This window comes from Paenibacillus sp. FSL H7-0690 (assembly GCF_037980415.1).
GTDB classification, from domain to species: Bacteria; Bacillota; Bacilli; order Paenibacillales; family Paenibacillaceae; genus Paenibacillus_AQ; species Paenibacillus_AQ odorifer.
The window spans coordinates 6,702,893-6,727,640 of record NZ_CP150281.1; the positions used below are offsets into that span (position 1 = coordinate 6,702,893).

Genomic DNA, 24,748 nt, shown 5'->3' on the forward strand with positions numbered 1-24,748 from the left:
TCTGTACCTCCTGTCCCTTTATATTCTACTCAGAAAGCTTCTACCTTAAAAAAGAAAAAGGGGCTGACTCCGTTCAGTCAGCCCCTCTATCACTTTGTATAATTCAATCAGCTTCCTTGGTTCAACATGACTAACCTAGCCACATTCTCAGCCGTTCTTTCCAGATTCTCTTGCCCTTTATTCAAGGCATCCTCCAATGAAGATGCACCTGGCATGATGCCAAAAATAGCATCAATCCCTTTATCATACAGCACTTCCGTCTGATCGCCGATCCGTCCCGCAAAGGCCAGCACAGGTTTATTATATTTCTTAGCGACCTCAGCAACGCCAAGCGGGGTCTTGCCATATTGAGTCTGGAAATCGATGCTTCCTTCCCCGGTCCACACCATGTCCGCCTGCTGCACTTTTTCTTCAAGTCCAGTATAGTCGATCACAAGCTCAATGCCCTTTTTTAATATTCCGTTTAAGAACACCACCAGTCCTGCCCCAAGGCCACCCGCTGCACCAGCACCAGGCATATCTATAATATCGAAACCCAATTGCTCTTTGATGACACTCGCATAATGATGCAGATTGCTGTCCAGCTGTTTGATCATATCCGAAGTAGCCCCTTTTTGCGGACCAAATACATTGGAAGCCCCGGTCGGACCACATAATGGATTCGTAACGTCGCAAGCCACTTCAACCTGTACTTCCTTAAGGCGAGGGTCAAATCCACTCAGATCAATACGGGCTAATCTGCCGAGCTCACCACCACCAAACAACAGCTCATTGCCTTCGGCATCCAGCAGCCTGCCGCCTAATGCCTGCACCATCCCGGCGCCTCCGTCATTGGTGGCACTGCCACCGATACCGATCAGCAGCTTGCTGACCCCACGATCCAGACATGCTTTGATTAATTGTCCTGTCCCGTAGGTGGTTGTAATCAACGGGTTACGTGTCTCAGGGGATACCAGCTGAATACCACTCGCACTAGCCATTTCCAGCACCCCTGTCAGCCCGTCTCCTGTGATTCCGTAGGATGCGCTAACTTCATTGCCCAGTGGCCCTTTAACTTTTGTTATATATACTGTACCTTCCGTTGCATCGACCAAGGACTGCATCGTTCCTTCGCCGCCATCTGCCATGGGTACATGAATACAAGTAATATTAGAATTTACTTTGTGAATGCCTTTTTCCATGGCTTCACAAGCTTCTTTGGCTGTCATGCTTTCCTTGAAAGAATCCGGTGCCAATACGATGACAAAGTCTTTATTCATAGAATATCCGTCCCTTCTAGTTGCAAATATAAATTATAGGATGAAGCCGTATAATATAGTGGCGACGATAGCCATCGTCAGACCCACGAGACTTTCATAAGGAATCAGTGACATCCGGTCCTTAATGTTCATCTTAACGGAATCAGCGGTCACGTGGAAGAAGTTACCGTGTGGCAGATGGTCAATGACTGTAGCCCCGGTGTGCACCATAATTGCTGCATTTAGCGGCGCTGTGCCCATCGAAAGAATAGCGGGACCAAATGATCCGGCAGCCACGATAGAAGCCGTAGAGGTTGATGCTGTAGCAGCCGCCATCAGGATCCCTGCAATTGGCGCAAGGAACGTTCCGGAAATCCCCATAGCCGTTATTGCATCTACAACAGTAGCACTCAAATCCGATTTCGAGATAATACCAGCGATAGCACCAGCACCAATCAGGATAATGGCTGTACCTGTCATTTTATTTAACCCTGAGGTTGTAAAAGAAATGATGTTCTTCGTTTGTTTCATAGCAATCAATCCAATAATGCCGGCAAGAGGCAAGATGATCATAGAATCGACTTTAAATGATTTCAGCAATTCAATATTTAGAATATTTCCGATTGGGTTAATGGCTAGAAGTAAAATAGCGACAACTGGAGCGACGATGGCACGGCCAAAGCTAGGTTTAACCTTAGTACTGTCTTCCTCTTTAGTTACAACGTCGCCCTCTGCAATTTTCACACCTTTGTTGACCAGCAGATTAGCAATAATAACAGTGACAATCAGACCCGCAATGGCTGGGATGAATCCATGAATCATGACCTGAGCCAAATCTACATCAAAGCCTTTAGCTACGGCAATGGTGTTCGGGTTCGGTGAAATAATGTTACCGGCTTTACCGCCACCGACCAGTGCGAGCAGCAAAGCAGTTTTGGAAATGCCGATCTTCTTACCTACGGACAAAGCGATTGGAGCGACAATAATGATAGCGACTGTGATGAATACGCCTACCGCTGTAATAATCATAGTTGCCAGCGCTATAGATAATAACGCTTTCTTTTCGCCAAGCTTATCTACTATGGTCTCGGCCATTCGTTCGGCTGCCCCTGATTCAATCAATACCCCGGCAAGGACACCAGCCGCGAGTACACGTACAACTGCCCCCATAACACTATTCGTTCCGTCGATGATATATTGTACTGTCTCTGCAATGGATGCCCCGCCTAATATCCCTCCGGCAATCGCGCCTAAAAAGAGTGCGTAGACCGGGTTAACTTTTTTGAAAATCAATACGACGGCCAGAATCAATCCCGCAATCGCGCCCATCCAGTTAATTACTGTGCCTTCCATCTCTAGTTGCCCCCTAGTATAAGAATTTGACACTATACAGTGTGTAATTTGATAACGCTTTCTAAACTGAGTATACTGCGCTTACAAACCCAATAATATTGACGGGACAACCTATTTTTTTGTGCATATGCACAAGCTCTGAGCATGAGAAAAAGACCAAGCTTAGGTTTCAGCACACCAGAGCTTGGTCTTTTAACATGAATTAGACGTATTAAGAAACTTGAGTTTCTTTCGTTAGAACAGGGGCAGCAGGATCTTCTGCCAGAACATTATCCTTTGTCTTCGAGAGGAAGATATTCAGCACAATCGCTGTAAGGGAACCGGATACGATACCGTTTTGCAGCAGCATCCGAGCGAATTCAGGCAATTGATCGAACATTGCAGGTACAGTTGCCGAACCCAATCCAACAGCGATACTACAAGCGGCAATCAGCAGATTACCATCCTTACGCAGATCTACCTCTGACAGAATCGACATCCCGGAAACAGCAACCGATCCGAACATCACGATCATCGCTCCACCCAGTACGGCATTGGGAATAACTGTTGTCAGAGCCGCCAATTTAGGCAGTAGTCCAAGCACAACCATAATCCCGCCGGCTGCAAAAATAACATTCCGAGTTTTGACCCGAGTCAGCGAGACCAGACCTACATTTTGCGAAAATGCTGTGTACGGAAATGCATTAAAGATCCCGCCCAGCATAATCGCCAAACCTTCTGAACGCAGCCCGTTTACGATCTGCTTTTGTTCCACTTTCTGATCCGTCACTTTACCAATCGCAAAGTAAACACCTGTGGACTCCACCATACTAACAATATTAACAATGATCATAGTGAAAATAGCCGTAAGATTGAACTGAGGCCATCCGAAGTAGAAAGGCTGTGCAACACTTACCCAAGAGGCTTCACCTACTGTAGAGAAACTAACAATGCCCATTCCATAAGCAATAATTGTACCCACTAAAAGACCTATCAAGACAGAGACCGAGCGAAGAAATCCTGTAGTAAAACGGTTAACCGCTAAAATGACCAGCAGCGTGATCAGTGCAAGCAACAAATTGCGGGGATTCCCAAAATCAGCGCTGCCTTCTCCGCCAGCTACGCTATTCATAGCTACAGGAATAAGAGATAACCCAATAATGGTCACGACTGAGCCCGTTACTATCGTTGGGAAAAACCTCAGCAGCTTCCCGTAAAGGGGGGCCGCCAGTACCACGAATAAACCAGATAAAATAATTGCTCCGTACACCGTCGCCAAATTGTTGGCACTGCCGATAGCGATAATCGGCCCTACTGCCGTAAAGGTACATCCAAGAATAACCGGCAGCCTGCTGCCAAAATACTTAGTGCCCATAATCTGCAGCAAAGTAGCTAACCCGCAAGTAAACAAATCAGCTGCGATAAGATAGGCCATTTGGGTGGCATTCAGGTTCAGCGCGTTCCCTACGATCAGCGGAACAACAACTGCTCCGGCATACATCGCCAGTACATGCTGAAATCCTAACGCAAATACTTTTTTCTTGCTTAACATCTCGCACTCTCCTTGATTGGCTCTTTTGAACTTTCATTATCAATGAAATGAATTTCACCTGGTGACATAGATGTAATCCGGGCTAAAGCATGGACTTCTATCCCTCTATCCTCGAGTAGACTCCGGCCTTCTTGGAAGCATTTTTCAATCACACAACCAACGCCAAGGAGCTCAGCGCCAGCCTCTTGCACGATATCAACCAGTCCAACAAGAGCAGCACCAGTAGCCAAAAAGTCATCTACAATAAGCACCTTATCGCTTGGTCCGATATATTTTTGCGAGACACTAACCATATAATCCTCTTTGCGTGTAAAAGAATGTACCGGCGCGGAATAGACCGCTTCAGATAAGGTCACTGCTTTCTTCTTCTTCGCATATACAAACGGTACGCCTAAGGCGATGGCCGTAGCCATGGCAAATTGAATGCCACTCGCTTCAATAGTGATGATTTTAGTGATAGGCAAATGTCCGAACAACCGCTTGAACTCCTGTCCAATTTGTAAGGCAAGCTCCGTATCCACCTGATGATTCAGAAATGAATCTACCTTTAGTACCGTATCTGATAAAATAAGACCCTCTTGTCTGATGCGCTCTTGAAGTACCTTCATAGTAAACTTGATCTCTCCTTCTGAATTAAAAACAAAAAAAGGACAAATCCCTTGAGTCGTTTCTCTCAAGTGAATTTGTCCTTCTGGGTTTTTGTCCCTTAGTGGTGTAACACTGCATAGTGTCCGCATCGCTCGGTCCAGTCCTTCCATAGTCAGGAAGCGGAACCCTAGATGCGCTATTTCACTCATAGTCGGATAATTACAGTGGTTATCCGGTAGAAACTTATGGGCCATATTCCCAAGATTATATGAGTTGACAAGCAAATATAAGGATAATGTATAATGTGAAACTTATATTTTTATAAATGTTCAATATGAATACCTTGTATATCTTACACGCTCTGTCTGGTGCTTACAAGCAAAATTTTAAGCAATTTGCATGCCATTTTCAGGTTATTTTCACGAAATTCAATTGTTTACATTTAGTAGTTACTACTCCAATATCTTCTGCGCTGTTTCTTGGGTCGTTACAAGTACATTCATATAACCCCCATTTAGTGCCCCAAGGATCCCCGTTACCTTCTCAAGTGACTCCGCTACACCAATCGAATACCGTGCTTGCTTAATTTGCTCCAGCTCAATGGTCAGTGTTCGATCCGATATTCCGGTATGCACGGGAATCCCGTTGCCATCATAGAATCGTGAACAGATATCACCAGCGACCTTTCCATTCTCCAGCTCAGCAATCACTGCATCACCATAAAAACCGCGCCACGCCTCTTCCCCTTTCATTTCCGGCGATCCGATGCCGAACACAGCGATATCCAGATGGTCCCACGCCTTGGCAATGGTCTGATAATACTGGGAATTCATCAGTTGATCTCTAGTTTCCTTTTGCTCCGTGATCGCTGGAACATCAATCATTAACGAGCGCGCACCCCATTTTAGAGCAGCTTGATAACAGATGTTATTTACATGGTACCCGCTCTCCATCTTTCCTGATGGGCCGCCGACCGTAGGTACACAGGTTACAAATGGTCTCTGGGCTTGTGTTAGGCTTTCTACAACGCTAGCTAAGCTGCTTCCCCAAGAAAACCCAATCGTATCTTTCGGGAGAAGCACTTGCTCGAGCCATCTCGCACAGGCTTGTCCTATAGCTTTGCGTTTAATCGTGCTGGACTGTGCAGGATCTACCTCCACAACAATGGCTTCCCGTAGCCCGAACCGCTCCTTCAGCTCCTGCTCCAATGTAAAATGATCGCCAGTATCGTAATTAATAGTTATTGTAACGATCCCTTCTTCACGTACCCTCTTTAGCATCCTGCTGATGGTGGTACGATATATACCAAGTTGGCTGGAGATTTCACTCTGCGTTAAATTCTGTTCATAATACATTTGTGCTATTTTAATAAGCAGCTTCTTATCTTCTTTTCGATCCATGTTACAACGCCCCCGCGTATTCAACAGTTTGACGGATTTAGACCCCCCCGCTATACTGTAGACGATTGTTTTGCACATTTATTATTATATTGCACAAATGTGCTTAATATTAAAACTTTTATGAAGATGAATGGTTCAGATGGAATCAAGGTATCTCTAAATAAAAACAAAAAATCAAACAAGTGAGGTGCTGGAAATGAACCCTTTAAAGTGGGCAATTGTCGGTCCAGGAAGTATAGCTGCCGAATTTGCGGCTGCGCTGAATGAAACGGGAGGAACGTTGTATGCGGTTGGGTCGCGAAGCTTGGAGAAAGCACAACAATTCGCTAATCAATATGGAGCCACGAAAGCTTATGGCAGTTACAGTGAAATGCTGCAAGATCCTGCAATTGATGTAGTGTACATCTCTACGCCACATAGCAATCATTATGAATACATCATTGAAAGCTTACAGAATAACAAACATGTTCTCTGCGAAAAAGCAATCACGGTGAACAGCAAACAACTTCAAGAAGTCACCCGACTTGCCGCTGAAAAGGATCTGGTTGTGGCCGAAGCTATGACCATCTACCATATGCCACTGTATAAGAAACTGCGGCAGCTCATTGATGACGGCATCATCGGGCGCCTCAAAATGGTGCAGGTCTCCTTTGGCAGCCATAAAGAATATGATGTGAACAACCGTTTCTTCAGCAAAGATCTGGCGGGCGGAGCACTGCTGGATATTGGGACATATGCGCTGTCCTTCACAAGATTCTTCCTGTCCAAACAGCCCCATGAGATTCTTACTACGGTAAAACAATTCGAGACAGGAGTGGACGAGCAATCCGGTATTATTCTTAACAATGCGGCAGATGAAATGGCGGTAATCTCCCTTACAATGCGCTCCAAAATGCCTAAACGGGGGGTGGTTGCAGGAGAGCTCGGATTTATTACCGTAGACAATTTCCCGCGGGCCAGCAAAGCCACCATTCAATATTTGGATGGCACAGTAGAGACGATTGAAGCTGGAGATACAGCCAAAGCTTTGCAATACGAGATTGAAGATATGCAGCGGTATATTGCAGATAAAAGCCATAAAGAGACCCTCAACCTCTCCTTGGATGTCATGGACATTATGAGCAATGTCCGGGAGCAATGGGGGATCAAATATAGCTTTGAATAAATAAACCGTTTAGTAGGCAGCTAACTTAGGCAAATGATTGTTTTTCGAGGTAGATCGCCCGTATTCATCACTTATTCCCCCCATCTGCATTAATGTTAATGAAGTCAAAGTATGGGAGAGTGAATATGGGTGGCCTATAAAAGAGACCGGATCGTTGTCATTATTCAAAAAGGAAAACGGCGCATAATTACAAGGACCCCACTCCACGGAGTGGACAGATTAGTCTTTGTCATCAACAATCAATATACGAACGCCCCCAACACTACACAAATTGCAAGCGGTGCAGGGCGCAGCAGCGCAAGCGGCAATAATGCCGCCATTGCTTCTCCCTATACACGCCAACAACAAAGTGTCGGCGCAGGCGGTGATGCGACTAACCTAGGCAGTGGGGGCTACAAACGCGGCAAAGCTAAGCCCCTCTTATTATATCCGTATCGCAAAGAAGTTGTGGTCGTTATCAATACCCAGACGGTTAAACTGCCTAAACGGAGCCAGAATGCCTCCGCAACTCAGGTAGCAAGCGGAGGCGGAACGTTCAGCACCGGTGGAACAAACTCCGCTATTGAAAGCCCAGGAACAAGACAACAGCAGGCGGTTGGTGGAGGATCGGGTGGGCACGCCACTAACAAAGGCACAGCTAAACGGCGCCACCTCAAACAACGGTCTAGTTAACCCTATTGGGACTATATAACAAGCATAGCAAAAAGCATGGGCAAACCTGACGAGATCAGGGTGCCCATGCTTTTTGCGGTTTGGCGAGTTGTGCTATAGGTACTTTTTAGTACCTATAGCACTTTAAAGTACGTACTATACTAAATGGACAGATCTCTTCATAATAGCACTTACCGGCCGGTGATTAACACAGCGTAGGAGTGAAAGAAATGTCCTTAGATAAAAAAAGAAGCACCTTGGCACTCTTAGCTCTAGCCATTAGTGCCTTTGCGATTGGTACCACTGAGTTTATAAGTGTGGGGCTGCTGCCTCTAATCGCCACGGATCTGCATATACCGGTAACCACAGCCGGGTTGACCGTTACTTTATACGCTTTAGGAGTAACTTTTGGCGCACCCATCTTAACGTCGCTAACCACGTCGATATCGCGCAAAACCTTACTGCTAAGCATTATGATCGTCTTTATTATCGGCAATAGTCTTGCGGCGGCTGCGGACGGAATTACATTGCTGTTAATCGCGAGAGTAATTTCCGCTCTGGCCCATGGCTTGTTCATGTCGATTGCTTCGACCATTGCCGCCGACCTCGTGCCTGAGGATCGTAAGGCCAGTGCCATTGCCATCATGTTCACTGGACTTACAGTAGCTACTGTTACTGGCGTTCCGCTAGGTACGTTCCTTGGCCAACAACTCGGCTGGCGTGCTGCATTTGTTGCTATTATTGCTATCGGGCTTATAGCACTCATCGGCAATCTGATCCTTGTTCCTTCATCCGGGCTGCGCAAAGGTACCCATACACCCCTTCGTGAGCAAGTTAAGCTGGTCACCAATGGGCGTTTACTGCTTGCCTTCGCAATTACGGCTTTGGGCTATGGGGGCACATTTGTAGTCTTTACTTATTTATCGCCCCTTCTGCATGAGATCAGCGGCTTCAAAGAGAATACAGTCGCCGTAATCTTGCTTGTATACGGCATTGCGATTGCCATCGGGAACGTGATTGGAGGTAAAGCCGCCAACCGCCAACCGATGAATGCTCTATTCTATATGTTTGCAGTCCAAGCTGTCGTCTTATTTGTCTTAGCTTTTACCGCACCTTACAAGGTTGCCGCACTGATTACGATCTTCTTTATGGGACTGTTAGCTTTCATGAACGTGCCCGGCTTGCAAGTACATGTTGTTACGCTTGCAGATCGATATGCGCCAAGTGCACGAGATGTAGCTTCTGCATTAAATATTGCTGCTTTTAACGCTGGTATTGCCATTGGTGCGTACCTTGGCGGCATCGTCACAGATCATATGGGACTGATTCATACCACTTGGGTAGGTGCCATCATGGTTCTGTCCGCAGTAATACTGACGGCATGGAGCCGTGCTCTGGAGAAGAAAGATGAGGCTCCTCTCCAGACTAAAGCTGCTTAAAGAGCAGTCCATTAACAACCCAAACAAACTTTTAAATATCTTAGGAGGTTACTTTATTATGGCTCAACATCTACAGGATACAACTACATTACACAACGGTGTAAATATGCCTTGGCTAGGGCTTGGCGTATTTAAAGTGGAAGAAGGCGCAGAACTGATACAAGCGATCAAATCCGCTATTAGACACGGTTACCGCAGCATTGACACTGCCGCAATTTATGAGAATGAAACAGGCGTGGGACAAGCCATCCAAGAGGCTCTGCAAGAGAACAGCTTGTCCAGAGAAGAGCTTTTCGTAACCTCAAAGGTCTGGACCGCAGATATGGGCTACGAGGAAACCATTGCCGCCTACGAGACTAGCTTAGCTAAACTCGGACTTGAATACCTGGATTTGTACCTTATTCACTGGCCTGTAAAAGGAAAATATAAAGAGTCTTGGAGAGCGCTTGAAACGTTGTATAAAGAGGGCCGGGTAAAAGCCATTGGGGTCAGCAACTTCCAGATTCACCATCTTGAAGATGTACAGAAAGATGCTGAGATTAAGCCGATGGTCAATCAAGTTGAATTACATCCCTATTTGAATCAGCAAGAGCTGCTCGACTTCTGCAAAGAGCAAGGAATCCAATTAGAAGCTTGGTCTCCGTTAATGCAAGGTCAATTGTTCGATCAGCCTGTACTGAAACAAATTGCCGTCAAACATGACAAATCCGTCGCTCAGGTTATTGTCCGTTGGGACCTGCAACGGGGGATTATCACCATTCCTAAGTCTACTAAAGAACACCGGATCGTCGAAAATGTAGACGTGTTTGATTTCAAATTATCTGACGAGGATATGACTCTAATTAACTCTCTCAACCAAGATCAGCGGGTAGGTCCAGACCCAGATCATTTTGATTTCTAAGGGATTACGCACCTTGCACTAACACTATAAGCACCGGCAACACGAGAAACGAAGCAAGCGTCGTCCACAAAATACATTTGGATACCAGCTCCGGTGAGGCATTAAAACGCTCGGCTAGCACGACGGCGTTGACGGCAACTGGCATAGAAGCCAAAATCAGCAGCACAGAGAACAAGGTTCCGGTAATTTGCAGGATCGATAATCCGAGGTAAGCCACTAGCGGCGCTAAGATTAATCGAATCGAAAGCCCAGTCCAAAAAGTAGACTGACCCTTGCGTGCGGATGGCATGTTTCTCACTTTAACCATCTGTGCGCCAAGGATCGCCAGTACCACCGGTGAATATCCTCCAGCTACCAAGGCAACCCCTGTAGCCACCTCTGCAGGCAAATGCAGGCCAAAGATACGGAGAAGAAGGGCCAACAGAGCTGCGTAAATGGCAGGAAGTGAAAAGACCGATTTTACTGCATTTTTTACCGAGAACTGAGATCTTGCTGCAAAATAAACGCCTATCGTATTCACGATAATCATCTGTCCGATCACATATACAGAGGCCTTATCGAGACCAAGCTGTCCGAAAGCTAGCAACACCAGCGGAAGTCCATAATTCACGCTATTCGTAAACGTTGAAATCAAGGTCAGACCGGATACTTCGGATGGATCTAGCATCAATAATTTGCCGACTATATTCGCAATCGCCCATAAGAAGATTAGATTTAGAAGCGAAAAGGCGAGCGTCTTATAAATATCATCCATGGATATCTCTGCAGTAGCCAATGTATTTAAAATAATTGCCGGCGTTAAAAAGTATAGATAAAGCGTCAATAACGGCTTCGTATCCAGATTCTTAAACCGCCCAAGTAGCGCACCCACGATCACAGGAATGGACAAAGGCACGATGACTTGGTATAACGTCGATAACACACTTTGGATCATGAATAGAACTCCTCTGTTGTAGGTTACTTCAAACTATAAGCGTAACAGCGCAGAACGTCTAAGATATGAAATCAATATATCTCATAGCCAAAACCTATCATACCAGCAAAAAAGCTCCCAACCCTTACAAAGGGTTGGGAGCTTTTCGGTATATTGTTACATCATTTTGATCTCAAGCAACTCATATTTAATGATGCCCATCGGTGCATTCACACTAACAATATCGCCGACCTTTTTACCCAGCAATTCCTTGCCTAGCGGGCTTTCATAGGAAATCTTGTTATTAAGAACATCTGCCTCAGCAGCTCCAACAATTCTATATTCGATCTTCTCCGAATATTCGATGTCATTCAGAATAACAATACAACCCATACTAACCTTTGACAGATCCATTTGGCTCTCATCCACGATCTTGGCTTTGGTCAACATTTTCTCCAGAATCATAATACGAGTCTCCATGAACGATTGATCGTCCTTGGCCGAATGGTACTCACTATTTTCCTTCAAGTCTCCATAGCTGATCGCCAATTTAAGCCGTGCGGCCAATTCCTTACGCCCTGCGCCTTTCAATTCCTTCAGCTCTTCCTCTAATTGAGCCAACCCTTCTTTGGTCAAGAACACTTCTTCATTAGACATGTATACAACTCCTATTTTGGATGCTTTATAATATTTTAACCGATATATCCCAAACTTGCGAAAGATCTTACAAGAAGAAACAACATTGTCGTCCTTAAAGGACGACAACCATTTCTCGTAGAAATATAAAGATACTTTAAAGTACAAATCATATAAATGCTTATATTTTAAAAAAATCCCTGCCACAATGGAACATTGGGCAAGGAGGTCAATGCTGCTTAATTATTCTGGCAAATGCTCTTTACAAAAAAGGAGTAACGCTTCTTCCTCGTCCTCTTCCATATCGAAATCGAGCAGTTGACCTGAAGTTGTCTCCTGTAGATCATAACTTACGATGCTGACTTGATCTTCATCCACCTTAATAATCGCTCTAGCGGATACTCCGTTCTCTACATACAGCTCATCATCCTCTGGAACGTCCAGTTGAACGACAAATTCATACCGTTTACCGGTTAGTATACCGAAAGGATCTTTTACATTCTCCACATTGTAGCCCGTAAATGTCAACATAACTCAATCAACCTCTTTTCCTAATACCTGCCACGTCATTGTATCACAAAAAGTAACATATTGTTGTCGAGGTAGTCCGTCAAGCCATGGCTTTGGATTTCTTGATTTGTTTGCTTCGCAGCTGTCCGCAGGCAGCATCAATATCCACACCATGCTCCAGACGAGTGCTTACGCTGACACCCTGCTTCTTCAAGGTATCAAAAAAGGCCCGCACCGTCTCCCGCTCGCTTCTTTGATATTGGCTGTGTTCATCCACCGGGTTATAAGGAATCAAATTCACATTGACGAGTGGGCGTCGATCGCCAATCAGCTCGGCCAGTTCAAGCGCATGCTCTCTGCCGTCGTTTACATCCTTCATCAGAATGTATTCCAGCGTAATTCTCCGCTTGGTTTTCTCCAAATAATAATCTATAGACTCCATTAGCTTCTCTATTGGAATGGCCTTGTTAATCTTCATGATCTGCGTCCGCAGTTCATTATTAGGGGCATGCAAAGAAACCGCCAGGTTCACCTGCGTATTCGCATCCGCAAATTCAACGATTTTGTTAGCCAATCCGCTCGTTGATACGGTAATCCCTCTACCTGCAATTGCTAGTCCCTTGTGATCTTTGACAATCGCCAGGAAATCGAGCAGGTTCTTGAAGTTATCGAATGGCTCGCCAATGCCCATCACTACGACGTGACTGACCTTTTGATCCAGGTTCGCCGCATCCAGATGCTGCTGGACCTTCATAATCTGCTCCACAATCTCTCCGCTGGAGAGATCCCGGCTCTTCGCCAATAGCCCACTTGCACAGAAGCTGCAGCCGATATTGCAGCCCACTTGCGTGGTTACACATACAGACAAGCCGTATTTCTGTCTCATAAGCACGGTCTCGATCAGGTTGCCATCCTTTAGGCGGAACAGGAACTTAATCGTCCCATCCGCAGATTCCTGCTTCACATGTTCTTCCAAGGTATGAATGACAAAATTCTGCTCTAATAATTCTACACAATCTTTATTTACATCGAGCATTTCCGAAAAGTCTGTAATCCGCTTCCGATAAAGCCAATCCCAGACCTGCGTAGCCCGAAACTTTTTATGTCCACGTTCTAACAGCCATGCCGCCAGTTGATCAAAAGTTAATCCATAAATGGATTCTATATTCATTCGTTATCCTCTTTTCAAAACGTTAAAGTTCAGACCATCACTACTCATTGTCTCAAATTTTTTTTATTAAAACAAGGGGAGTTATTGGGTTGTGTCGAAGTTTACACCATTAAAGTCTGTTCTATGAACATGTATCTAAGGAGCGATGGAATCATATGGGTTCAACAAGAATAAAAGCAATCAGTCTCACCCTTCTAGCTGCCGTTCTAATCCTTGGCGGTTTTTTAGTGTATATTACTCTCACTGACTATAAACCACAGGAGATTACTACACTTACTGTAAACAATAATCCGCAGAAAGTAATGAAGCAGGGAGAGTCCTTTTCTGTAACTACCTTTAATATTGGCTACGCCGGGTTGGATAAAGGCCAAGATTTCTTTATGGATGGCGGAACAAAGTCACGCTCAAGCAGTAGGGAACAAACGAAGATAAACCTTGAGGCCGTAGCGTCCCTTATGACAGTTACAGACTCGGACCTGTTCATGCTGCAGGAGGTCGACATCGATTCTTCCCGTAGCAACGGTATAGATGAAGTCTCTTACTTGTCGAATAAATTTGCTGATTACAGCAATGTTTTCGCGACCAACTACAAGGTACCTTGGGTACCGCTTCCTGTTCTTGATCCGATGGGCTCGGTGAACAGCGGTTTATTAACTTTATCCCGTTTTAACAGCACAAGTAATATTAGATATGATCTCCCGGGCAAAGAAACCTGGCCTCGCCAACAATTTGATCTCGACCGTGCTTTTGTGGAGAGCAGATTCCCCGTTGATAATGGAAAAGAACTGATTCTAGTCAATCTTCATTTATCAGCCTTTGACCAAGGCGGAACGATTCGCAAACAGCAATTGGAGTATTTATCGGCTTATATCAAGAAGGAGAATGACAAAGGGAATTACCTCATCTTAGGGGGAGATTGGAACCATTCCCTTCCGGGTACAGCTCCTGATGCTTTCGAGACAACGCAGGATTGGCCGCAATGGCTGCAGGAATTCCCTGAACATTTTCAACAGGGCTTTCAGTGGGCTGTAGATGCCAAGGTACCCTCCGTCCGGACGCTCGATGTTGCCTATTCAGAAGGTGTGAATTTCCGCGCAGTGATTGATGGCTTCCTAGTCTCACCAAACGTCAGCATAAGCGGCGTACAGGGTCATGAGTTATCCTTCGAACACAGTGATCACAACCCTGTAACAGCCACTTTTATTCTGCAATAACATGGATTCTCTGATTCTATTTAAAAACAACAAATTTTAGGTTTTTCTCTTGGAAATACTTAATGATAGCGGGCAAAGCTTCTACAGTAATCTTCTTTTCGTGAAATAGATAGACTCCGCCGGACGGATCGGCATGATGAACATATTGAAGAATATCCTCTGGGTTCTTGACGTTCCAATCCTCGGGATCACGATTCCACAATAATACCTTCATCTGCTGTTCCGTCACCTTGGCGGTTAACTTGTCATTGATCGCCCCATATGGCGGCCGAAAAATAGTAATCGGTGATTGTGTAATTTCCTCCAGCGCCTGATTAGTCTTCGCCAAGTTATTCCGGTTCTCCTCAACGCCATTAGCAGTCATTTTGCTATGATCCCACGAATGACTCCCAACCGACATCTTATGCTCATTAGCATACCTAACGGCTTCCGCATTATGAGCTACCTTATTCCCAATGAATAAAAAGGTGGCAGCCACCTTATGTTCTACTAGAATATCTACGATCTCTTTCGTATACTTTGACGGTCCATCATCAAATGACAAGGCAACATAACCCTTCGGCAAACTATACAAAAATTCATTCTCGGGTAATTCATACTTTTCGTACGGTAATGTCTGTTCTTGAGGAGGGACTGAAGGTTCTGGTGTAGGCTCAGCTTGCTGGTTATGAACCGATATCGTCTGCGCTAGGGTAACGAACGGTACCGAAAGTAATGGCTCAGAGTCGGCCCCTAATACGGGTTCCTCCAGCGCTTCAGCACTATCTACGAGTTGTCCATCCATTCGCAGAGGTAACACAAATATCAAACAAGCGAACATGAGACACAGCAGTGCAACCAGTCCAATTCGTTTGGTCTTCTTTCTGCTTATCCTATGCCCTGGTTCTGTAGAGGGAAGCATGGTCTGAACTACCCTCTCCTCTTCTACTTGAGGATAGTCCTGCTGCTTTAATTGAAGAAGTTGGGTTACATAATTTTCAGAACAGGCAAAATACAATGTTTCGCTGTAAGCTCTGTTCATTATAATCAGCGTGCTGTAGTAACTATTCCGAAACGGATCCCACTTCGGATACAGCGACAATCTCATTCTCCCTCCGGAAAAGGGACCTAGCGCCTTCAATTGTTCGTATGTAAATTCATCTATGGTGAGCTTGCTTCTTGCGTACCCAACATTACGGGTTAGACCTACCTCAATCTGATAACCGGCCTGTTCATGCTCAAGCGACAGTAACTCAATCATTAGAATGGTGTCCGGTTCCTTAGATGCCATGAATCCTATGTATCTCCGTTTCCATCGTTTCGATCCGTCAGACTACTGCCACTCCCAAAAGGAACCGTCATCCGATTGGTGAAATCGCTGATCATACCCGAGAGATACGCCTTTTCTTGGCGAATCGTATCGTACTTTTGTTTTAGATGTGCATTCTCAATCTCCACCCGTCCGATTTTCTCTTCCAGATCATTCATCTTTTTGAGTTTCTCTGCATGGGCTTCGTTATGTTTTTGAATCAGATTTACATATTTTTGCTGCTCCAGCTCAATGGTACTCTTCAATTCCTCAATCTCAGCTGTGAGCGTAGTTTGAAGCTCCCGGTAATCCTCCAGCACTTGATCGACCTTCAAATTTCTCTCAATCAACTTATGCTCAAGCTCGCGGACATTCTTTTCTCTTTCCTCAATAACCTTATTGAGGTTCTTCATATCCCGGTTTAAGCGCTCCACATGACTGCTGGAATGGGTTAACCGATCCTGAAGCTCATTAATATTGGTCTCCGCATGTTGTCTGGCCTGAATAATCTGCTCCACGGAGAAGATCAAATCGAGTGATTTTTTATCAAGCTGAGCTTTGCCTGTAGTAACCAATCCAGCTAAAGTCTCGTCCGAGGTCTTTTCTTCTATTTCTTCGACCTGTTCATCTAATAATTGTACCTTTTGAACCATATCCGACTTGGATTGCTTATCCACCGAATCTTTCTTTTTAAAAAAGGGGGAAATCATCGATTTTATCACCTCAATTATAAAAAAATGTCAAAAAATGTCGAGTGCCCACGAGTCTATTATAGTTTACTTATCTTGTATGTAAGTGAGCCTTTATATCTAACTTTCTGAAATGCACCTAAAGACCTATTCTCTTCTGCAAAATAAAAAAAGCACCCCTTCGGGTGCTTTGATTTCAATTGAATTTATCGGGAAATTGTTTGATCAATCCCTCGGTTAAGATATCTGCGAACATGATCATATGTTCCAGCCCTTTATCAAATGCGGCAATTTCGGCATCCCAATCCTTTTTAACTCTAGCTGTCACGTCATCAGTAATCAATTCCAGATGTTCATGAAGCATTTCCTTTAATTGTTCATAAGAATATTTGGGGTTCTGGCTACTAAGAAACTTGGCAATGTCATCAGCGTTGGCATACCACTCTTTATTGTATTTTTCCACATCGGCCTGATTTCCAGCCTTTACAGCACCTAGAACTTTTCCGGCAATAAGAATATGCTCCCGCAATAATTGAGCCAGCTTATCTCCAACTGCCTCACCGTAATACGGTTTAAAGACATCCCCTATGTCCTGCTGATTCTGTAACAGCCTTGCCAGTACCTTATCCTTGTCCTCAGAATCTGCAAAGGCGCTAACAATGTAGTTCTTTGTCCATACCACATGATCGATCCATAACTTCCTAAGATTATCCTTAAGCTCAATTACGGAGGGGGTTAAGCATTGCTTGTGGGAGCTCTTTTTCTCTTTAGCTGCTGCAGCATCGGCAATTGTAGGTGTAACACTTACAACCAGAAACATACACAATAAGGTTAGCTTCAACATCAAATACTTATTTTTCAATATGACCTATCTCCTTGTGAACAGTGATGGATTTGAATATCTTGTATATTGTGCACCTTTACTTCCATTTCATTCGCAACTATTCTCAGAACACAAAAAAGCACCATCACGTGGACGGTGCCTGGGTCTTACTTTTATCTAAACATCACTTTATCTACGTTGTATTTAGATTTCAGTTCATTAATGATATAGGTTTCGTAGATCTCTCTATGAACTGGACTTTCGATCAAACACACATCAATTCTGGTGACCTCGTCCCGATGTTGCTTGATGTCAGATACGGTGTCTTCAAAATGTTTTTTAATTCTTGGTCTTAGCTTTCTCGCTTTACCTACAAACAACAACTCATCCTGATCATTGTAGAACATAAAGATACCGCCGTAATCTCTCGGAATCAGGTGAAAGTCCGTAAATCCGTAAATATTGCTTAACTGCGGGTTAATTTGTTTAGTAATACTAACATCCGCTTTTGGAATCGTTATGTTGATCATTAGCTCACGTCCTCTTTCTATATAGGAGTAAATAGTATCATAAATCGCTAAGTAAGACCATTCAATCTGGCGCAGTCAAATAAATACAATAAAAGCAAGTTCGATTGATCTAATGGAAATATCACTAAAAATTATGGCATTATTCAAAACCTTCCTGCCCAAGGGTTGCGGTCTTAGACAGTAGAGGATTATAAATAAAATAGAGGCGTTTGCATCATGATATATAGATATTTGTCATCTAGGAGGATTTGATTCATGGCAGTAACAGACCGGCAAAAAATAGTAGATAGCGTCCCGCAAAAGGGTTTCTTCGGACATCCTAAGGGACTTTTCACCCTTTTCTTCACAGAATTTTGGGAGCGTTTCTCTTATTATGGCATGCGAGCTATCCTTGTCTACTACATGTATTATGAAGTGAGCCAAGGCGGTCTCGGATTACCTGAAGATATGGCACTTTCTATTATGTCTATCTATGGATCGCTTGTATATATGTCAGGGATCATCGGAGGCTGGCTTGCGGATCGGCTCCTCGGGACTTCGAGGGCTGTTTTCTACGGCGGCGTTTTAATCATGTTCGGGCATATACTACTGGCTATTCCAGGCAATACCACATTGTTTTTTGCTTCGATGGTTTTAATCGTACTCGGAACGGGTCTACTGAAACCCAATGTTTCAAGTATTGTCGGCGAAATTTATAGCGAGCAGGATAACCGCCGTGACGCTGCCTTCAGCATTTTTTATATGGGCATCAACCTGGGAGGATTTCTCTCCCCACTAATTGTTGGCGCAGTAGGCATGAATAATTTCCATCTTGGTTTCTCGATTGCCGCAGTCGGAATGTTTATTGGACTAGTCGTTTATATTATGACTCGCACAAAAAATCTGGGTCTGGCCGGTACGATTGTACACAACCCTATTCCTGCAGATCAGAAGAAAAAGATCTTTACTTGGATTGGTGTAGGATTAGTTGTACTTGCGATTTTGATTACGATCGGCATTCTTACCGGAGTGCTTACCTTTGAAACATTAATAAAAATAGTAGGGGTATTAGGCTTACTTATTCCTACGATGTATTTCATTATGATGTACCGCAGTCCCAAAACAACAGCCGTTGAACGGTCAAGAATTCTCGCATACATTCCTTTATTTATCGCATCGATTATGTTCTGGGCGATTCAAGAGCAGACTTCCACAGTTCTAGCTAGTTTTGCTGATAAACGGACCCAATTGGATTTTGCAGGTTTACACATTTCTCCTGCTTGGTTCCAATCGCTTAACCCGCTGTTTATTATCACTCTTGCACCTATATTTGCCTGGTTGTGGTTAAAGCTCGGTAACCGTCAACCCTCGATTCCGCAAAAGTTCTCGCTTGGTTTATTGTTTGCCGGTTTATCCTTCCTGGTGATTCTAGTACCTGCTTATTTCGGTGGAGCTAATTCACTTGTGAATCCATTATGGCTGGTACTCAGCTATTTTATCATTGTAATCGGGGAGTTATGCTTGTCCCCTGTGGGCTTATCAGCAACGACCAAACTGGCACCGGCGGCTTTTACCGCTCAAATGATGAGTATGTGGTTCTTATCGAATGCCGCTGCCCAAGCAATTAATGCTCAGATTGTGAAGTTCTATACCCCGGATACCGAAATGATGTACTTTGGAGTAATTGGTGGAGTGGCCCTTATCCTTGCGCTTATCCTCTTCCTATTCTCTTCCAAAATTCAGAATTTCATGAAAGGGATACATTAAAGACATCCAAAGGCTGCCCGAGATCTTCTCGGCAGCCTTTTTTTGGTTTCCTATAGTTATCCAGCCTCTACACCAGAAACATGGCGACAATCGTCGTGACTACCAGCCCAATGAGTACAGGCTTAACATTCCGTCTCGCCAGCTCAAAGGGGCTTACTCCGCAAATAGCGGCCGCCGGAATCAATGCCCACGGAATCAGCGTGCCTCCACCTACCCAAATTGCAGCTACCTGACCCAGCGCAGTTAAAGTCGCCGCATCGGAATGTGTGGCCACCGCAAACAATTTCCCAATAGACCCGGCAAGTGAAATGCCCGAGAACCCTGAACCATCTAGGCCTGTAATGGCTCCGGTTATAGTTGCGGTCACAGCACCCACTGCGCCGTTCAGAGGAACGTTATGAGCTAGAGCGACCCCTAGATCATTTACAATCCCCTGAGATGCGGCAGGCAGCACTTTGCCGAATAATTCGGCAAACGCCGAATCCCCCAGATAAAAAAAAGCGGCAATCGGTATCACAGGACCAAATACTTTGAAGCCAAACGTAAGTCCATCAATCAGATAAGAGGTTACTTGCTCCAATCCTTTATTACGATGTGCCAACAAGGTTACTACAACCAGAATGAATACCGCAGTACCACCAACTAAGGCAGTTGCGTCTCCACCCTGCAAATCGAGCAGGAACATGCCTGCTACATCGGCTAAAAACAGGATGGGAATGGCGATTGCCAGCAATTTTTTCAATGCTGGATGAATCACCGCTGGATCTTCTGCCGTATCATTCTCTGCAGATAACGCACTCACGGCACTTTTCCCGGCAATAAGCCCGTCTCGCCAAGTTCCCTTCTTCTGATCTCTGCGCATCATACAGTATGCCGTTATCGTAGTCACCACGCCCATAACAATTACAAGCGGAACACTCGCCTCCATGACACTGGTCACTGGAAGTCCGGCCGCATCTGCTGTTAGTTTAGGTGCACCTTGAATAATGTAATCACCTGAGAGCGCAATCCCGTGGCCAAATAAATTCATTGCCATCGCCGCTCCAAGAGCCGGCAGTCCCACTCGAATGGCAACCGGCAGCAGCACAACCCCGATCAAGGCCACTGCGGGTGAAGGCCAGAAGAACCATGAGGTGACCATCATAATCAGACCGATTCCCCAAAAGGCTATGAACGGTGTGCGCAAAAAGCGGGTAAGTGGAGCAACCATGATCTCGTTAATCCCCGTGCGTGTTAATACCCGGCTCATGGCTACTATGATCGAAATAATCATGATTGTACCCATTAGCTCCTTGGTTGCATATACAAAAGAGTTGAATACACCTGTGACTGAACCACTGACGGTTTCCGTGGCTAACCACCCAAGTACAAAGATGCCCGCAATACAGATCATCGTTGTGTCCCGTCTCTTGATCAGAAGTGCCATTATAAATACGATAAATGCCAGATATACATAATGGAGCGCTGTTAACTGGATGCCCATCTCTGCACCACACCCTTCTCCTACTATCCGAGTGCTATATGGTATGCAGGGGTGTAGGCTAATGTTCAGTAGAAATGGGCCTAAAACAGCAAAAGAAGCCGTCCCGTGCGTAGAGAAAATCTACGTATGGGACGGCTTCTTAATGTTTCTTAATTAGAGATTATTATTTAGCTACAACTCCGCCATCAACCGGCAGCTCAACACCTGTAATGTAAGAAGCTTCATCAGAAGCCAAGAACAATACAGCTTCAGCTACTTCAGAAGCACGTCCAACACGTGGCAGCGCAGTCTGAGACATAAAGAAGCTATGCATTTTTTCGTTATTTACAAATTCAGCACTCATTGGGGTTTCGATAAATCCTGGGTGAACAGAGTTCACACGAATGTTATCTTTACCAAAGTCTACAGCTGCTGCTTTACTTAGCATACGAACTGCACCTTTAGAAGCTGTATAAGCACCAGCACCGCTGCTGCCAGTCAAACCTGCGATGGATGAAATATTAACGATGGAACCACCTTTATTGTTCTTCATTTGAGGAACAACATGCTTCATGCCAAGGAATACGCTGCTCACGTTGATGTTCATTACTTTGTTCCATTGATCAACAGTGGATTCGAGCAATTGAACCGGGAATGAGATCCCTGCATTGTTTACCAAAATGTCGATTTTCCCGAACTTGCTAATCACATCTTCTACAACCTTGATCCAGTCTTCTTCGGAAGCCACATTATGTGCATAAGCTGCTGCTTGTCCACCATTTGCTTCAATTTCCTTCACAACTGCTTGTACGGCAGCCTCGTTAATATCAGTGGCTACAACTGTAGCACCCTCTTTGGACAATAAAAGGGCTTCTTCACGGCCCATACCGCTGCCTGCACCTGTAATAATTGCTACTTTATTAGTTAGACGATTCATAATTAGGTCTCCTCTATAATCGTATTGTGATATAATATTTGAGTGATGATAGTCACACTATCACTGTGATATACATCATATCATTTTTGCAAAAGAACTACAACCACTCCTTGCTTAATCCAATAAACGGTGGATATAATACTAATAATTGAAAATCCCAATCAAAAAATGGAAGGGTCTAGCCCTCATGAATCCTAAAACACGATACGAAAAAGAAAGATCCGATGGTAAACAGCAACGATTAATTACGATCCTCGAATCCGCAGAACGAGTATTATCACAAAAAGGAATCGAAAAGTCGACGATGCAAGATGTCGCAAGCGAAGCCAATATCGGGATTGCGACGTTATTTCGCTATTTTCCCAGAAAAGAAAAACTCGTAGTGGCTGTAGCCACCCGAATGCTGGAGCCTATGCTCGATCATTTTAAATACGTAGCGGACTTGCCCCTTACTTGTCTTGAACAAATCGAGAAATTATTTGATTTTTTTATTCAGGATCAAAATCATCTAAGTATTATTTTTATGGTCAATTTCGAAAGCTACGCCTCACACTCAAGTGAACCTGTTGAGGATGTTCTAAGTTTCAATGCACTCAATCGCAAAATTTGGCATGAATACTCCAGGATCATTCAAAATGGGGTAGAAGACGGCTCTATTCGTGCGGGTCTCCCCGTAAAAGAGACCTTAATTACGCTCATGAATAGCTTTGCCCTCTTTTCCAGAAAACTAACGATGAAAAAAAACATTCTCCTGCTGGAATCGGATCTAGACTCCGACGATCAGCTTGAGCTGCTTAAACAAATTTTTCTGGATCATTTAAAAGCCTAAAAAGCGCCAGTTTCCTTAGAAGGGGAACTTGGCGCTTTTTCTATAGTCAAACAAAAAGAGACATTTCCGAGGAAAATGCCTCTATCCAGATTCAAGTTGCGACCTATATACTGCCTTCGTTAGCTAGTGAAACGGGCAGGTTGCGACGGGTGATTGTTGATAAAGAAAACGAGGGCTGAAATCATATTCTTTTAACGTACGATCATGCCAAATCGGTGTAGACGAAGGTGACATAGGCGGAATCAGCCAGGACCAGCGCCCTGAGACTTGGCGCCCCTGCTCGTTCTCCTGTTGCTGGAATCGAACAAATTGATCTGCTGCTGTATGGTGATCCACGATGCTGACACCTGCTTGCTTGAAGGAATGCAGCACTGCGCGATTCAGCTCAAGAAGCGCCCGATCCTTCCAAAGCGTTGTGTTGCTGGAGCGATCCAGTCCCATCACATCAGCTATAGCTGGCAAAGTGTTGTATCGTCCGGTATCCCCCAAGTTACGCGAGCCGATTTCAGTCTCCATGTACCAACCGTTAAAAGGAGCAGCCGTGTACAGAATACCGCCAATTTCCAACTGCATGTCCGCGATGATGGGTACAGAATACCAACGAAGCTGAAGCTCAGCAAAACGTTCAATTTCAGGATGTGTTAACGGTACCTCCTGAATGAAGTGATCAGGAATAGGGAAAACGTAGGGATGCCCGTTGCCAATACTTATCACTAACGGCAACACATCATAATCGCCACCCGTTCCTTGCCAACCTAGTTGCTGGCACATTTTTGTGAATTCATCCGATGCCGGATCGCCTGCACGTCCGTGTTCTTCATCGCCAGGATAACCGGCATAACGAATCAATTGGTGGTTCCAGATCCGAATCCGCTGATTCGGATCTTCTCCGCTGCGGAAGACCGTGATGAGTGAACGAATACGTCCTCCGTTGTTCGCCTTTTCCAGATGTCGCAGCAACGCTTCAGCAACTTGTTCCTCAGTCTCTGCTTGGCGTTCATCGATTAGCTCAATGGATTGCCAAAAAAGACGCCCAATGCAGCGGCTATTATGGCGCCAGGCCATTCTTGCACCATGCGCTAATTCTTCCGTTGTATGTGTGTAACTGCCTGATTGGTTAATTTCCTCATGTACGGCTAGGATGCGATGATCCGTCTCGGCTTCAGACTTGTCTAGTTCAGCGTAACATTGTCGAATGAAAGCTTCCGCCTGCCGGGTTAATTCTTCGATGTGCTTGCCATTCATATCCCTTATCCCCCATCTAAACCCTTGCTTAAACTCTCAATCCAGTATAACATCCCTCTTCCTATGCCACATCTTTCAGGGAAAAGCGCATAAGAACAACCCGTGAAGCTTGGAGCTTCACAGGTTGTGGCAGGAACATTTAGCGCTCTGAACGTTTCCCTTGCTTATTCAATGAGGCAAGTCTGCTCTTATCCTCGGTCAACAGTTCTTCAGCCAACTCCACACCTTGAGGACCTAGCCAGTCCTGAGCTTGCTGAATCGCCTGCTCAGTATGTGCCAGGCGGTTCTCAGCCTGTGCCAAAGTCTGTTCTGTTGGATGACTAAGTGCCTGAGAGACAGAGAAATGAAGCTTGCCCAAAGAATTTTTGGCTTGAGTTACATTGTCATTCGCTTGCAGACTGGAATCGGGTTGTTTCATAAATGAAATACGCTCCCTTCTGAAATGCGCCTGTTCTCTTCTAGCATGGTTTGGGTGAAGTCATCTTATGC

24 protein-coding genes and 1 riboswitch are annotated in these 24,748 nt (G+C 44.8%); of the genes, 7 read left to right on the forward strand and 17 right to left on the reverse strand.

From position 1 onward, the window contains the following. Positions 1-107 precede the first annotated feature (107 nt). The 5 genes from MHI32_RS29500 to MHI32_RS29520 form a co-directional block, all read right to left on the reverse strand. Positions 108-1,259 carry a glycerate kinase gene (locus MHI32_RS29500; RefSeq protein ID WP_340011596.1) on the reverse strand — a complete coding sequence of 384 codons (1,152 nt, stop codon included), beginning with the start codon at positions 1,257-1,259 and terminating at the stop codon, positions 108-110. A gap of 33 nt (positions 1,260-1,292) precedes the next feature. Further along, positions 1,293-2,591 carry an SLC13 family permease gene (locus MHI32_RS29505; RefSeq protein ID WP_076124103.1) on the reverse strand — a complete coding sequence of 433 codons (1,299 nt, stop codon included), beginning with the start codon at positions 2,589-2,591 and terminating at the stop codon, positions 1,293-1,295. 211 nt (positions 2,592-2,802) lie between these two features. After that, complete coding sequence (locus MHI32_RS29510) at positions 2,803-4,122, reverse strand: nucleobase:cation symporter-2 family protein (protein WP_036682206.1); 1,320 nt, start codon at positions 4,120-4,122, stop codon at positions 2,803-2,805. Beyond that, complete coding sequence (locus MHI32_RS29515; RefSeq protein WP_036682464.1) at positions 4,116-4,730, reverse strand: xanthine phosphoribosyltransferase; 615 nt, start codon at positions 4,728-4,730, stop codon at positions 4,116-4,118. Before MHI32_RS29515 ends, MHI32_RS29510 begins: the two co-directional genes overlap by 7 nt. Before the next feature lie 168 nt (positions 4,731-4,898). Then, positions 4,899-5,002: riboswitch (purine riboswitch) on the reverse strand. Positions 5,003-5,162: 160 nt separating this feature from the next. Next, the gene (locus MHI32_RS29520) at positions 5,163-6,110 is read right to left on the reverse strand and encodes a sugar-binding transcriptional regulator (RefSeq protein ID WP_076218261.1); all 948 of its coding nucleotides are present in this window, start codon (positions 6,108-6,110) and stop codon (positions 5,163-5,165) included. A gap of 196 nt (positions 6,111-6,306) precedes the next feature. Here MHI32_RS29520 and MHI32_RS29525 point away from each other — a divergent pair, with 196 nt between their 5' ends. The 4 genes from MHI32_RS29525 (at position 6,307) to MHI32_RS29540 (ending at position 10,266) form a co-directional block, all read left to right on the forward strand. Continuing rightward, positions 6,307-7,275 carry a Gfo/Idh/MocA family oxidoreductase gene (locus MHI32_RS29525; RefSeq protein WP_076191635.1) on the forward strand — a complete coding sequence of 323 codons (969 nt, stop codon included), beginning with the start codon at positions 6,307-6,309 and terminating at the stop codon, positions 7,273-7,275. Positions 7,276-7,434: 159 nt separating this feature from the next. Beyond that, positions 7,435-7,947 (forward strand): hypothetical protein, encoded by a 513-nt coding sequence (locus tag MHI32_RS29530; RefSeq protein ID WP_340012783.1) that lies wholly within the window; start codon positions 7,435-7,437, stop codon positions 7,945-7,947. A 209-nt stretch (positions 7,948-8,156) separates the two neighbouring features. Further along, positions 8,157-9,365: an MFS transporter gene (locus MHI32_RS29535; protein ID WP_076124110.1), complete on the forward strand. Its 1,209-nt coding sequence runs from the start codon at positions 8,157-8,159 to the stop codon at positions 9,363-9,365. A gap of 58 nt (positions 9,366-9,423) precedes the next feature. Next, positions 9,424-10,266, forward strand: a complete 843-nt coding sequence (locus MHI32_RS29540) for an aldo/keto reductase (protein WP_076282173.1) — start codon at positions 9,424-9,426, stop codon at positions 10,264-10,266. 4 nt (positions 10,267-10,270) lie between these two features. Here MHI32_RS29540 and MHI32_RS29545 read toward each other — a convergent pair whose 3' ends face one another. From MHI32_RS29545 to rlmN, 4 genes are all read right to left on the reverse strand, one after another. Then, a complete protein-coding gene (locus MHI32_RS29545; protein ID WP_340011600.1) occupies positions 10,271-11,200 on the reverse strand; it encodes an AEC family transporter in 930 nt (309 codons plus the stop codon). 156 nt (positions 11,201-11,356) lie between these two features. Continuing rightward, on the reverse strand, positions 11,357-11,836 hold the full coding sequence (greA, locus tag MHI32_RS29550; RefSeq protein ID WP_036682220.1) for a transcription elongation factor GreA: 480 nt from the start codon (positions 11,834-11,836) through the stop codon (positions 11,357-11,359). A gap of 222 nt (positions 11,837-12,058) precedes the next feature. Then, a complete protein-coding gene (locus MHI32_RS29555) occupies positions 12,059-12,346 on the reverse strand; it encodes a DUF6509 family protein (protein WP_036682221.1) in 288 nt (95 codons plus the stop codon). A 79-nt stretch (positions 12,347-12,425) separates the two neighbouring features. Beyond that, a complete protein-coding gene (gene rlmN / locus MHI32_RS29560) occupies positions 12,426-13,496 on the reverse strand; it encodes a 23S rRNA (adenine(2503)-C(2))-methyltransferase RlmN (RefSeq protein WP_036682223.1) in 1,071 nt (356 codons plus the stop codon). 155 nt (positions 13,497-13,651) lie between these two features. Between rlmN and MHI32_RS29565 the strand changes: the two genes are divergently transcribed. After that, on the forward strand, positions 13,652-14,710 hold the full coding sequence (locus MHI32_RS29565) for an endonuclease/exonuclease/phosphatase family protein (protein ID WP_340011603.1): 1,059 nt from the start codon (positions 13,652-13,654) through the stop codon (positions 14,708-14,710). A gap of 16 nt (positions 14,711-14,726) precedes the next feature. On the opposite strand, the gene MHI32_RS29570 is transcribed toward MHI32_RS29565, so the two are convergent. From MHI32_RS29570 to MHI32_RS29585, 4 genes are all read right to left on the reverse strand, one after another. Beyond that, on the reverse strand, positions 14,727-15,980 hold the full coding sequence (locus MHI32_RS29570; protein WP_076124117.1) for a polysaccharide deacetylase family protein: 1,254 nt from the start codon (positions 15,978-15,980) through the stop codon (positions 14,727-14,729). 5 nt (positions 15,981-15,985) lie between these two features. Continuing rightward, the gene (locus tag MHI32_RS29575; RefSeq protein ID WP_076124118.1) at positions 15,986-16,708 is read right to left on the reverse strand and encodes a hypothetical protein; all 723 of its coding nucleotides are present in this window, start codon (positions 16,706-16,708) and stop codon (positions 15,986-15,988) included. Between the two features lie 175 nt (positions 16,709-16,883). After that, positions 16,884-17,549, reverse strand: a complete 666-nt coding sequence (locus MHI32_RS29580) for a glycosyltransferase (protein ID WP_175617270.1) — start codon at positions 17,547-17,549, stop codon at positions 16,884-16,886. 134 nt (positions 17,550-17,683) lie between these two features. Continuing rightward, positions 17,684-18,040, reverse strand: a complete 357-nt coding sequence (locus MHI32_RS29585) for a nucleotide excision repair endonuclease (RefSeq protein ID WP_036682230.1) — start codon at positions 18,038-18,040, stop codon at positions 17,684-17,686. Between the two features lie 255 nt (positions 18,041-18,295). On the opposite strand from MHI32_RS29585, the gene MHI32_RS29590 reads away from it, so the two are divergent. Then, positions 18,296-19,786: a peptide MFS transporter gene (locus MHI32_RS29590; protein WP_076191619.1), complete on the forward strand. Its 1,491-nt coding sequence runs from the start codon at positions 18,296-18,298 to the stop codon at positions 19,784-19,786. A gap of 67 nt (positions 19,787-19,853) precedes the next feature. Here the strand turns inward: MHI32_RS29590 and MHI32_RS29595 are convergent, their stop codons facing one another. Continuing rightward, positions 19,854-21,269 carry a hypothetical protein gene (locus MHI32_RS29595; protein WP_340011606.1) on the reverse strand — a complete coding sequence of 472 codons (1,416 nt, stop codon included), beginning with the start codon at positions 21,267-21,269 and terminating at the stop codon, positions 19,854-19,856. A gap of 163 nt (positions 21,270-21,432) precedes the next feature. After that, complete coding sequence (locus MHI32_RS29600) at positions 21,433-22,185, reverse strand: SDR family NAD(P)-dependent oxidoreductase (protein WP_038573803.1); 753 nt, start codon at positions 22,183-22,185, stop codon at positions 21,433-21,435. A 187-nt stretch (positions 22,186-22,372) separates the two neighbouring features. On the opposite strand from MHI32_RS29600, the gene MHI32_RS29605 reads away from it, so the two are divergent. Then, the gene (locus MHI32_RS29605) at positions 22,373-23,014 is read left to right on the forward strand and encodes a helix-turn-helix domain-containing protein (RefSeq protein ID WP_076105092.1); all 642 of its coding nucleotides are present in this window, start codon (positions 22,373-22,375) and stop codon (positions 23,012-23,014) included. Between the two features lie 123 nt (positions 23,015-23,137). On the opposite strand, the gene MHI32_RS29610 is transcribed toward MHI32_RS29605, so the two are convergent. Together MHI32_RS29610 and MHI32_RS29615 are read right to left on the reverse strand one after the other, a co-directional pair. After that, on the reverse strand, positions 23,138-24,259 hold the full coding sequence (locus MHI32_RS29610) for a nitric oxide synthase oxygenase (RefSeq protein WP_076307563.1): 1,122 nt from the start codon (positions 24,257-24,259) through the stop codon (positions 23,138-23,140). Positions 24,260-24,398: 139 nt separating this feature from the next. Further along, the gene (locus tag MHI32_RS29615) at positions 24,399-24,677 is read right to left on the reverse strand and encodes a hypothetical protein (RefSeq protein WP_038573810.1); all 279 of its coding nucleotides are present in this window, start codon (positions 24,675-24,677) and stop codon (positions 24,399-24,401) included. Between the last annotated feature and the right edge of the window lie 71 nt (positions 24,678-24,748).

Coding starts and splice junctions, on each gene's coding strand:
- MHI32_RS29595 (WP_340011606.1), bottom strand. CDS start 21,269: ATGGGCATCCAGTTAACAGCGCTCCATTATGTATATCTGGCATTTATC.
- MHI32_RS29570 (WP_076124117.1), bottom strand. CDS start 15,980: ATGGCATCTAAGGAACCGGACACCATTCTAATGATTGAGTTACTGTCG.
- MHI32_RS29515 (WP_036682464.1), bottom strand. CDS start 4,730: ATGAAGGTACTTCAAGAGCGCATCAGACAAGAGGGTCTTATTTTATCA.
- MHI32_RS29610 (WP_076307563.1), bottom strand. CDS start 24,259: ATGAATGGCAAGCACATCGAAGAATTAACCCGGCAGGCGGAAGCTTTC.
- MHI32_RS29605 (WP_076105092.1), top strand. CDS start 22,373: ATGAATCCTAAAACACGATACGAAAAAGAAAGATCCGATGGTAAACAG.
- MHI32_RS29585 (WP_036682230.1), bottom strand. CDS start 18,040: ATGATCAACATAACGATTCCAAAAGCGGATGTTAGTATTACTAAACAA.
- MHI32_RS29615 (WP_038573810.1), bottom strand. CDS start 24,677: ATGAAACAACCCGATTCCAGTCTGCAAGCGAATGACAATGTAACTCAA.
- MHI32_RS29565 (WP_340011603.1), top strand. CDS start 13,652: ATGGGTTCAACAAGAATAAAAGCAATCAGTCTCACCCTTCTAGCTGCC.
- MHI32_RS29600 (WP_038573803.1), bottom strand. CDS start 22,185: ATGAATCGTCTAACTAATAAAGTAGCAATTATTACAGGTGCAGGCAGC.
- MHI32_RS29500 (WP_340011596.1), bottom strand. CDS start 1,259: ATGAATAAAGACTTTGTCATCGTATTGGCACCGGATTCTTTCAAGGAA.
- MHI32_RS29545 (WP_340011600.1), bottom strand. CDS start 11,200: ATGATCCAAAGTGTGTTATCGACGTTATACCAAGTCATCGTGCCTTTG.
- MHI32_RS29505 (WP_076124103.1), bottom strand. CDS start 2,591: ATGGAAGGCACAGTAATTAACTGGATGGGCGCGATTGCGGGATTGATT.
- MHI32_RS29520 (WP_076218261.1), bottom strand. CDS start 6,110: ATGGATCGAAAAGAAGATAAGAAGCTGCTTATTAAAATAGCACAAATG.
- rlmN (WP_036682223.1), bottom strand. CDS start 13,496: ATGAATATAGAATCCATTTATGGATTAACTTTTGATCAACTGGCGGCA.
- MHI32_RS29540 (WP_076282173.1), top strand. CDS start 9,424: ATGGCTCAACATCTACAGGATACAACTACATTACACAACGGTGTAAAT.
- MHI32_RS29510 (WP_036682206.1), bottom strand. CDS start 4,122: ATGTTAAGCAAGAAAAAAGTATTTGCGTTAGGATTTCAGCATGTACTG.
- greA (WP_036682220.1), bottom strand. CDS start 11,836: ATGTCTAATGAAGAAGTGTTCTTGACCAAAGAAGGGTTGGCTCAATTA.
- MHI32_RS29535 (WP_076124110.1), top strand. CDS start 8,157: ATGTCCTTAGATAAAAAAAGAAGCACCTTGGCACTCTTAGCTCTAGCC.
- MHI32_RS29575 (WP_076124118.1), bottom strand. CDS start 16,708: ATGATTTCCCCCTTTTTTAAAAAGAAAGATTCGGTGGATAAGCAATCC.
- MHI32_RS29590 (WP_076191619.1), top strand. CDS start 18,296: ATGGCAGTAACAGACCGGCAAAAAATAGTAGATAGCGTCCCGCAAAAG.
- MHI32_RS29525 (WP_076191635.1), top strand. CDS start 6,307: ATGAACCCTTTAAAGTGGGCAATTGTCGGTCCAGGAAGTATAGCTGCC.
- MHI32_RS29555 (WP_036682221.1), bottom strand. CDS start 12,346: ATGTTGACATTTACGGGCTACAATGTGGAGAATGTAAAAGATCCTTTC.